The following is an 8,991-nucleotide window of genomic DNA, read 5'->3' on the forward strand; positions in this document are numbered from 1 at the left end:
GCCTAGAGCGGGCGCGCCGGGCCGTCGAGATCAGAAGGTGACCTCGACCCCCGGCAGTTTCAGGGCAGAGATCAGGTCGCGCAGTTCCTGCCGGGCGGCGACGTTCGAGATGTTGAGCTGCTTGACCCCGACGTCGGGCAGATCGAGCAGCGTCAGGCCGCGGGGGAAGAGTTCGCGGAAGATCACCCGCTCCGAGAAGCCGGGCGCGATGCGGAAGCCGATCCGCTTCGACAGGCGCGTGATCGCGGCCTCCATCTTCATCTTGTTGATCATCGCCTGCGCGCCCAGCCGGTTGCGCAGCACGATCCAGTCCAGCGGCTTCAGCCCGGCCTGGGCGCGGAGCTGGCGGGCGGACCAGACCATCTCGGCATAGACCGAGGGGCCGAGGATCTTCTCGCCGTCGTTGTCGACATGGGCCAGCAGGTCGAAATCGACGAAGCTGTCGTTCATCGGCGTGACCAGCGTGTCGGCCAGCGAATGCGCGACCTGGCTGAGGCGCGTGTGCGAGCCGGGGCAGTCGATCAGGATGAAATCGGCCTGCGGTTCGAGCGTCGCGATGGCCATCGAGATACGGTGGTCATAGGGGTTCTCGCCGGGCTGGAGGCGGGAGGGATCCGCATCGGGCAGTTCGTGGAATTCGGGCGAGGGAAGGTCGAGCGCCTCGGCCGTCAGGTAGCGGCGGCGGTTGTCCATGTAGCGGCCCAGCGTGCGCTGGCGCATGTCGAGGTCCAGCACGGCGACCCGGTGTCCCATCCGCGCGAGCGCCGTGGCCACGTGCATCGACACGGTGGATTTCCCCGCGCCGCCCTTTTCGTTCCCCACGACGATGATATGTGCCATGCCGGTCCCCTGGATACCGCTCTGAATGCGGGTATTGTTGTTGCAGCCACTATATGTTGCGGGTGTGGCCCGATAAAGGCGTTCGGCGCAGGGAATGCGGGAAATGTGGCTCTAATGCAGCCCTTTTTCCGGGTCTCAGCCCTCGACGGCCTGGCCGAAGAGGACGATCCCCAGACCGAAGGTCGCGAGCAGGGCGAAGCCTGTGGCGCGGGCCCCGTCCCCGTCCCGCCGGGCGCCGATCGCGGCGAGGGCCGCCTGCAGGGCGTAGTAGCCCGCGAAGGCGCGCGAGGCGTAGGAGATGATCTCGAACACGTCCGCTGCCCAGGTGAGCGCGAGGCCCACGAGCGTCAGCAGCGCGTAGGCGGTCCGGGGCGTCAGGCGCCCGCGCGAAAGCTCGGACAGCAGGCCGCCCGATCCGCTGGTGTCCGCCACCGCCGCGCTGAACTGCGCGGCCAGCGCGGCGGCCACCAGCAGCAAGGGCAGGGCCGGCGCGACGATGGCCATCATGTCGACGATGGCGGTCTCGGAGAAGGCCAGCTGGTCGGGCCGGAAGACATAGGCCAGGAGCAGGATGTAGACCATGTAGATCGCGGCCGAGAGCCATTGCGACCATTTCATCGAGCGGATTCGGGTGGGGACGTCGTAGCTCTGCCCGAGGTAGCGCGCGGTCTCGAACCCCTGCACGGTGACCAGCAGACCCATGACCAGCGTGAGCGCGCCGATCCCGGTCACCCGCGGCGGCGTCAGGACCAGCGCGCCCTCGCCCGCGCGCGCCGCGAAGAACACGGCGAGCCCCGTCAGCAGCGCCGCGATGATCGCCAGCTTGACCGAAACGGTGACGTATTCCATCCCCTCCAGCGCCGCGAACCCGCGGGTCCAGCCGGTCAGCAGGATCAGCGCGAAGACCGCCGTGGTGACGCAGCGGGCGGCGAGCGGGCCGTCCCATGGCGTGAGGTTGACCGCGAAGGCGCCGAAGAGGTTCAGGTAATAGGCGACCGAGATCATGTAGGCGAAGGCCAGCACCGCCGAGGCCAGCGTCTCGAGCCGCCTGTCTGCGGCGGGCCGAGGGTCCGCGCCCTCGCCGATCCGGGCGATATTGGCCCGCACGGCCGCGCCGTAAAGCCACGCGATCAGGGAGAGGACAGCCATGGCGAGGGGCGCGAGCCAGCCGAAGGCATGTTCCAGAACCGGGCCCACGATCAGGAAGCCCGAACCGATGATCGAGGCCAGCGGCGTGACCATGGCCCGCCACGTCGGGATCCCGCGCAGCCGCGGCAGCCAGAGCAGGGCGCCGACGCCCAGGGCCGCGACGAGCAGCAGGATATCGAGAGCTTGTGCGTTCATCCGCTGTCGCGCCACATCTGCCCAGGTCCGTTGTCCGCCAGGGCTACCGCGCGGAGCGGCAGGGTCAAGGGGAGGCGGCGGGGCAGCACGGGGCCGCGGCAACACCGCGGCGGGACAAAAGTTCTGTGCTGCAATTCCAGATTGTGCGCTAGACTGCCCACGCCGCCCGTTCTCGTTTTGCGGTCGCGGCTGATTTCACCTGAGGCCCCGCGCGGGGCAGGGACAAGGAGGCGAGAATGGAAGAGGAAATGGCATCGGGCGGCTTCTGGTACGGGTTGCTCATCACCATCGTGATCGGTGCGATCGTCGGCTGGCTGGCCGGGGTGATCGTGAAGGGCGGCGGCTCGGGCCTCGTCATGAACGTGGTCCTCGGGATCCTCGGGGCGCTGGTCGGCGGGTGGCTCCTGCCGATGATCGGCATCTCCTGGGGCGGGTTCTGGGGGGCGTTCTTCATGGCGCTGATCGGGGCGATCATCCTGATCCTGATCGTCCGGCTGCTGCGGCCCGGCCCGGGCTGAGGCCGCCCGGACCCCGAAACGGGAAACGCCACCCCGGGGGGTGGCGTTTTGTCTGCTCCGCTGCGGCGTGGCTCAGAAGCCGAGGCCCGCGTACTTGTTCTTGAACTTCGACACGCGGCCGCCGACGTCGGTCAGGCGGGCGCCGCCACCGGTCCAGGCCGGGTGCACGGTCGGGTCGACGTCGAGCGAGAGGGTGTCGCCTTCCTTGCCCCAGGTGGAGCGCATCTGCAGGATGGTGCCGTCGGTCATCTTGACGTCGATGAGGTGGTATTCGGGGTGGATGTCTTTTTTCATCTCGCGGCTCCTCAGGCTTCGGCTTTGGCAGCTTTGGGCTTGTAGTTGGTGACTTCCGCGATACGGGCGGATTTGCCGCGGCGGGCGCGCAGGTAGTAGAGCTTGGCGCGGCGGACGCGGCCACGGCGCACGACCTCGATGCTGTCGATGTTGGTCGAGTAGAGCGGGAAGACCCGTTCCACGCCTTCACCGAAGGAGATCTTGCGGACGGTGAACGAGGCGGCGATGCCGTCGCCATGCTTCCGGCTGATCACGACGCCCTCGTAGTTCTGGACGCGCGACCGGGTGCCTTCGGTCACCTTGAAGCCGACGCGCACGGTGTCGCCGGCCTTGAAATCGGGGATCTCTTTCCCCAGCGAGGCGATCTGTTCCGCCTCGAGCTGTGCGATCAGGTCCATCTGATCAACTCCTATATGCGCGCGGTTTTTCCCGCGGATGTGGTCGGATCGAGAGAGCTCCTGGTCTTCTGCCGGGTCCGGTCAGATCTGGATCTGAGCGCCCGCCGGAGATCACGCCGTGTTTCTTGCTGTCGCCCGTCTGCCGCGGTCCGGGGAGGCCGAAGAAGGGCTCCGCCACGAAAAACAGGCCCGGCGACTCGCGGGGAGCGCCGGACAGGGGGCGTATATAGCGGAAGGAAAGGGCGATCAAGAGCGGTGTCGCCCGGGCGCGCATGCGCCCCCGGTCGACACGGAGGGGGGCTTTGCCCCCCTCTTGCACCTGCGGTGCAATTCACCCCCCAGGATACATGGACCAGAGGAAGGGGGAGGTCAGTCCCCGGGGCTGCGGGAGCCGCGCGCGGACCAGAGGTCGGGGCGGCGCTCCCGCGTGATCTCCTCGGACATGGCGCGGCGCCATTTCGCGATCTCGCCGTGGTGGCCGGACATCAGCACGTCGGGGATCGTGCGGCCCTGCCATTCGGCGGGGCGGGTGTATTGCGGGTGTTCGAGGAGGCCGTCGGAGAAGCTCTCCTCCTCGGTCGAGGCGGCGTTGCCGAGCACGCCGGGGAGCAGGCGGACGGTGGCGTCGATCATCGCCTGGGCCGCGATCTCGCCGCCGGTGAGGACGAAATCGCCCAGCGAGACCTCCTCGACGCCGTAATGGTCGAGCACGCGCTGGTCGACGCCCTCGAACCGGCCGCAGATCATCGTGATCCCGTCGGCGCGGGCGAGGCGGCGGGCCATCTGCTGATCGAACCGCGCGCCGCGCGGGGAGAGGTAGACGAGGGGCCAGGCGCCGCGGGCGGTGGCCTGCGCCTCGTCGATGGCGGCGCCCAGCACGTCGGGGCGCAGCACCATGCCGGCGCCGCCCCCCGCGGGGGTGTCGTCGACGTTGCGGTGCCGCCCGATGCCATGGGTGCGCAGGTCGATCGTGTCGAGCTGCCAGAGCCCGTCCTTCAGCGCCTTGCCGGTCAGGCTTTCGCCGAGCACGCCGGGGAAGGCCTGCGGAAAGAGGGTGATGATCCGCGCGGTCCAGACACCGGCCAGGTGCACCGGCTCGGCCATCAGGTCGCGGGGTTTCAGGGTCGGGCGGATGGACTTGCGCCCGTGGCTCTTCGGTTCGGTCATCGGGTCCCGGCGGCCTGTCGCAGCCGCGCTGTCTTGGCGTCCCGCCGCGCGGCGCGGTCGGAGATCGTCCGGTTGATGTGGAGGAGGTCGTCCAGCGCCGCGGGGCGCGCCGCGTTGCGGTGCCGGAGCGGCGGCAGGGCGGCGCGGGCGGTGTCCGGGGCGCCCGCCAGCCGCAGGAGGGCCGCGCGCGGGTCGGGCGTGGTTTCGAGCGGCGGCCGGTGAACCGGATGGGGCAGGCCCGCCGCGACCGCGGCCTCCGCGGCGGAAAGGTCGGCGCCGGGCCGCAGGCGGGCGGCGAAGCCGGCGGCGTCCTCGGTCATCGCGGCGCTCCTGACGTGCTCCCGATGGGCGGAGCGGAGCCAGGGCCCAGGCGCGCGGGTGGTGAGCGCGACATGGATCGCGGCGCGCGGGAAGCGGCGGGCGAGGGCGGCGGTCAGCTCGGCCGGAAGGGCGAAGCCGGCGGCGCAGCTGTCGATCCCGGGCCGGCCGGGCGGGTGGCCCGAGAGCGCGTCGGCCGAGAGGATCAGGGCGCGGCCCTTCAGCCGGGCGATGCCCCGCGCGAAGGCCTCGGCGCGCGCGGCGAGCTTTGCCGGCGACTTTGGCTCGGGCAGGGTGGAACAGGCGCGGCAGGCGTGCAGGAGGGCCTGTATCCCGCGCGCCGGCACGATCTTCGTATGCGGCCGGAGGGGCCCCCGGGCGACGCCGAGCCACTCCTGCGGCGTCGAGGTGCCGGTCTTGTGGAAGCTCGCGTGGATGACGATGCGGCTCATGCCTCCAGCCTCCGGGCGCGGCGGACGAGGCGCTTCTTCTCGTCCCGGACCTCGGACCAGGGCCGGTCGGACCGGTTGAGGGCGAGGAGCCGGTCCTGCACCTCCGCCGGCAGCGCACGGTTGGCCCGCGCGGGCGGGGTCAGCGTGGCGCGGCGCGCGGGGTCGAGGGGCAGCAGGTCGAGCAGCGCGTCGAGCGGGCCGAGCGGACCTGCGGCGATGTCCTCGAGTGCGGCGCGGTGGACCGGCGCGGGGGCCACGGCCGCCGCCACGCGGTCGACCATGGCGCCGAGGTCGGCATGGGGCAGGGCACGGGCGGCGTAATCCTCGGCCGTCTCGGTCATCCGGGTCGCACGCAGGTGCTGGGCGTAGCAGCTCTTCACCCAGGGCGCCGCGGCGCGGGTGGTGAAGAGGAAGGCGATCGTGGCGTCCGGCCGGGTCGCGGCCAGCGCCTCGCGCAGCCCCGCCATCAGCGGCGCGGCGGCCGCGTAGTCGGTGAGGCCGTGGCGGAAGGGCATGTGGCCGCAGAGATCCTCGGACGAGATCAGCACCGGGCGCGTGTCGTCAGGATCGAGCGCGGAGAAGGTGCCGCGCGCCTCGTGCAGGACGAGCGCCCATTCGAGCTCTTCGGGGCGCCGCGACCAGGCGCGGGCGGCCTCCGTCAGGGGCTCCATGTCCTCTTTCAGCAGGATGCGGAGCGCGGGCGAAAGGGCCGCGCGGTTGGCCGCGAGGCCCTGCTGGATGCTGGAGGTGCCGGTCTTGTGAAAGCCCGCGTGCACCAGCACGTGCATCAGATCAGACCCTCGGGCGGGTCGGCGATGATCCGGCCGCCGGCGAGGTCGACGGTCGGCACGCAGGCGCGCGTGAAGGGCAGCAGGAAGGTCTTCGGGCTGCCGGGCATGTGGACCTCGAGCAGGTCGTCGGCGCCGTGGTTCAGCACCGCCTTGACGCGGCCGAGCTCGGTCCCGCCGGTGTCGAGGATGGTCAGCCCGATGAGATCCGCATGGTAGAATTCGTCGTCCGGCAGCGCCGGCAGCCGGTCGCGCGGGGCGTAGAGGCGGACGCCCTTCAGGGCATCGGCCTCCTCCTTCGTCTTCACCCCGCCGAGCCGGGCGGACAGCCCGTTCTTGATCTGCCCGGTAAGGGTGACGGTATAGGCCGTGGCGCCGTCCTCGGTGGTGAGGGGGGCGTAATCGGCGATGGCTTCGGGATCGGCGCAGAAGCTCTTCAGGCGGACCTCGCCCTTCACGCCGAAGGACCCGCCGATCGCGCCGACGCAGACTTTGTCGTTCATGGCCTTGTCGCTCATGGGGTCCCCTTGCAGAGCAGGTCCGACAGGACGCCGGCGCGGTCCGCGCAGCGCTCCGCGGCGCGATTGCGTTCATACACCATGCCCGCGACGAAGGCGATTGCGATGAGGATCAGGGTGCGCATGGTGTGGGATTTCGGTTCGGGGTTGGGGGGAGCTAGATCTCGACGCCGGGGGCCGGCCACCCTGCCACGAGCGGGACGCGCGCGGGGCAGGTGCCGGACCGGCTTCGTCGGGGAAAAGGTCCGCCGGACCTCTTCCTGATCCGCCTCATCGGGCCGGGGCCTGTCCGGCGACCTTCGGCCTCGAGCGCGGACATCGGAGCGTGGATCCGGCGCCCCGCACGGGGCGCGGGGTGAAACCCGCCCTGCGGGGCGCAGGATGCCCGAGCGGCGTGGGGTGGGTATGGTCCCACCCCCGCACCGCGAGGATCACTCCTCGGCGGCGGCTTCTTCTGCCGGGGCGGCGGATTTCGCGGCCTTGGCTTCGGCGCGTTCCTGGGCGGCCTTGCCCGGGGTGCCCTTCTTGGGGTTGTTGCGCTCTTTCTTGTCGACGACGCCGGCGGCCTCGAGCATGCGGGACACGCGGTCGGTGGTCTGCGCGCCCTGGGCCAGCCAGTACTGCACGCGCTCGACGTCCATCTTCACCCGGTCTTCGCTGTCTTTCGGCAGGAGCGGGTTGTAGGTGCCCAGCTTCTCGATGAAGCGGCCGTCGCGCGGCATGCGCGAGTCAGCCGCGACGATGCGGTAGAAGGGGCGTTTCTTGGAGCCGCCGCGGGCGAGGCGAATTTTCATGGCCATTGTGGTATCTCCTTGGAATGGCTTGGGGTTCGACGGGACGGGCCCGCCTTACGATTGGTGTTGCTGGTGGTGCCGAATGACTTCGGCGATGATGAAGTTCAGGAACTTCTTGGCGAAGTCCGGGTCGAGGTCGGCCCGGATCGCCAGATCTTCGAGCCGGGCGATCTGCGTGGCTTCACGCGTGGGATCGGACGGCGGAAGGTCGTGTTCGGCCTTGAGTTTCCCCACGGCCTGGGTGTGCTTGAAGCGCTCGCCCAGGGTGTAGACGAGGATGGCGTCGAGGCGGTCGATGCTCTCGCGGTGCTCCTTCAGAAGCTCCGCGGCGCGGGCGACAGGATCGGTGTCATTCATGTCGTTCATGGTCTCGTCCCTGGGGTCGTTTCGAAACGGTTCCCGCGCTCAGTCGAGCGCGTAGCCCTGCGGCTGGAACTGCGGGTTGGCGTAATGCGCGATCTCCAGCGCGATCGCGTCGGCGATCTGGCTGTGTCTCAGCGCGGCGGGCGACGGGTGGCGGTAGCAGACGTCGTTGCCGTCCACGGTCCGCGCCTCGACATCCCTCGTTGCGCCCAGCCGTTCGGCGAGGCGGATCGAATCGAGGTTCTTCGGGTCGAGGTAACTGACCGCGCCGTCCCATCCAAGGGTCTCGTAGAAGTAGCGGCGCGCGGCATGGGTCGCCTCGAGCGCATAGCCCTTGCCGGCGGTCTCGGGCCAGATGATCCAGGCGATCTCGGCCTCGGGCCAGCTTGCGGGCTGCCAGCCGCCGGCCATGCCGAGGGGGCGGCCGGATGCCTTGTCGTGGAACATCCACATGCCGAAGCCGCGGATGCGCCAATGGCCGATCTCGGCGGCGTAGAGCATCCAGCTTTCATACGGGTTCAGCGGCCCGCCCATGAAGCGGGAGCGGTAGGACGAGAAGGTCGCGCGGAAGTCGGGATAATCCTCCGGCTCCGGCCCGCGCAGGACAAGGCGGTTGGTCTCGATCACGGGGATCTCGCTATGCGGCATCTTCGGCCCCCCTCGGATCGGGATGGCGGAAGATCAGGCAGGGTTCGCCCAGAAGCTCGGCCTCTTCCTCCTGCACGGCGCCGAGGCGCAGGGCGAGCGAGATCGAGCGGCCGTTCTCCGGGTGGATCTGCGAGATCAGCCGGGTGAAGCCCCATTCCTCGGCGGCGTAGAGCCGGGCGGCCTCGGCGGCCTCGCGGGCATAGCCCTTGCCCTCCTGACCCTCGAAGATGACCCAGCCGAGCTCGGGCTCGGGCCAGCCGTCGTGGCGGATGACGCCGGTGCGGCCGATGGCTTCGCCGGTCTCCTTCGACTCGATCATCCACATGCCGTAACCGCGCAGGGCCCAGTGTCCGAGCTGCGCGAGCAGCCCGCGCCAGGCGCCGAACCGGTCCTGCGGCCCGCCGATGTATTCGGTGCGGGGGGATTCGGCGAATTCGGCCACGGTCTCGAAATCCTCCTCGCGCGGGGCGCGGAGGATCAGGCGGTCGGTCTTCACGGTGGGGATCTCGAGGCTCATGCCCGCCCTCCCCGCCGCGCGCGCGGCTGGTC

General features: G+C 70.2%; 14 protein-coding genes. 1 reads left to right on the forward strand and 13 read right to left on the reverse strand.

Annotated features, from left to right (window positions below; translation table 11 throughout):
* Positions 1 to 30: 30 nt before the first annotated feature.
* Positions 31 to 840 (reverse strand): division plane positioning ATPase MipZ, encoded by an 810-nt coding sequence (locus Q344_RS0114585; RefSeq protein ID WP_028287390.1) that lies wholly within the window; start codon positions 838 to 840, stop codon positions 31 to 33.
* Between the two features lie 135 nt (positions 841 to 975).
* Positions 976 to 2,184, reverse strand: coding sequence for an APC family permease (locus Q344_RS0114590; protein WP_036539265.1), 1,209 nt, complete (start codon positions 2,182 to 2,184; stop codon positions 976 to 978).
* Positions 2,185 to 2,420: 236 nt separating this feature from the next.
* Between Q344_RS0114590 and Q344_RS0114595 the strand changes: the two genes are divergently transcribed.
* Complete coding sequence (locus Q344_RS0114595) at positions 2,421 to 2,702, forward strand: GlsB/YeaQ/YmgE family stress response membrane protein (protein ID WP_229669197.1); 282 nt, start codon at positions 2,421 to 2,423, stop codon at positions 2,700 to 2,702.
* 72 nt (positions 2,703 to 2,774) lie between these two features.
* Here the strand turns inward: Q344_RS0114595 and rpmE are convergent, their stop codons facing one another.
* From rpmE to Q344_RS0114650, 11 genes are all read right to left on the reverse strand, one after another.
* On the reverse strand, positions 2,775 to 2,996 hold the full coding sequence (gene rpmE / locus Q344_RS0114600) for a 50S ribosomal protein L31 (protein WP_028287393.1): 222 nt from the start codon (positions 2,994 to 2,996) through the stop codon (positions 2,775 to 2,777).
* 11 nt (positions 2,997 to 3,007) lie between these two features.
* A complete protein-coding gene (gene rplS, locus Q344_RS0114605) occupies positions 3,008 to 3,394 on the reverse strand; it encodes a 50S ribosomal protein L19 (RefSeq protein ID WP_028287394.1) in 387 nt (128 codons plus the stop codon).
* Between the two features lie 369 nt (positions 3,395 to 3,763).
* Positions 3,764 to 4,561, reverse strand: a complete 798-nt coding sequence (trmD, locus tag Q344_RS0114610) for a tRNA (guanosine(37)-N1)-methyltransferase TrmD (RefSeq protein ID WP_028287395.1) — start codon at positions 4,559 to 4,561, stop codon at positions 3,764 to 3,766.
* Positions 4,558 to 5,331 carry a hypothetical protein gene (locus Q344_RS24050; RefSeq protein WP_051630643.1) on the reverse strand — a complete coding sequence of 258 codons (774 nt, stop codon included), beginning with the start codon at positions 5,329 to 5,331 and terminating at the stop codon, positions 4,558 to 4,560. The genes trmD and Q344_RS24050 overlap by 4 nt, the downstream gene beginning before the upstream one ends.
* Complete coding sequence (locus tag Q344_RS0114620) at positions 5,328 to 6,119, reverse strand: hypothetical protein (RefSeq protein WP_036539268.1); 792 nt, start codon at positions 6,117 to 6,119, stop codon at positions 5,328 to 5,330. The genes Q344_RS24050 and Q344_RS0114620 overlap by 4 nt, the downstream gene beginning before the upstream one ends.
* Complete coding sequence (gene rimM, locus Q344_RS0114625) at positions 6,119 to 6,622, reverse strand: ribosome maturation factor RimM (protein ID WP_028287396.1); 504 nt, start codon at positions 6,620 to 6,622, stop codon at positions 6,119 to 6,121. The genes Q344_RS0114620 and rimM overlap by 1 nt, the downstream gene beginning before the upstream one ends.
* Positions 6,623 to 6,633: 11 nt before the next feature.
* Positions 6,634 to 6,762 carry a hypothetical protein gene (locus Q344_RS26715; RefSeq protein WP_268238636.1) on the reverse strand — a complete coding sequence of 43 codons (129 nt, stop codon included), beginning with the start codon at positions 6,760 to 6,762 and terminating at the stop codon, positions 6,634 to 6,636.
* Between the two features lie 306 nt (positions 6,763 to 7,068).
* Complete coding sequence (gene rpsP, locus Q344_RS0114635; protein WP_028287397.1) at positions 7,069 to 7,437, reverse strand: 30S ribosomal protein S16; 369 nt, start codon at positions 7,435 to 7,437, stop codon at positions 7,069 to 7,071.
* A gap of 48 nt (positions 7,438 to 7,485) precedes the next feature.
* Positions 7,486 to 7,788, reverse strand: a complete 303-nt coding sequence (locus tag Q344_RS0114640; RefSeq protein ID WP_156954729.1) for a chorismate mutase — start codon at positions 7,786 to 7,788, stop codon at positions 7,486 to 7,488.
* A 48-nt stretch (positions 7,789 to 7,836) separates the two neighbouring features.
* Positions 7,837 to 8,442, reverse strand: coding sequence for a GNAT family N-acetyltransferase (locus tag Q344_RS0114645; RefSeq protein WP_028287399.1), 606 nt, complete (start codon positions 8,440 to 8,442; stop codon positions 7,837 to 7,839).
* Positions 8,432 to 8,959 carry a GNAT family N-acetyltransferase gene (locus Q344_RS0114650; RefSeq protein WP_028287400.1) on the reverse strand — a complete coding sequence of 176 codons (528 nt, stop codon included), beginning with the start codon at positions 8,957 to 8,959 and terminating at the stop codon, positions 8,432 to 8,434. Before Q344_RS0114650 ends, Q344_RS0114645 begins: the two co-directional genes overlap by 11 nt.
* Between the last annotated feature and the right edge of the window lie 32 nt (positions 8,960 to 8,991).

It is taken from the genome of Pseudooceanicola nanhaiensis DSM 18065 (assembly GCF_000688295.1).
GTDB lineage: Bacteria > Pseudomonadota > Alphaproteobacteria > Rhodobacterales > Rhodobacteraceae > Pseudooceanicola > Pseudooceanicola nanhaiensis.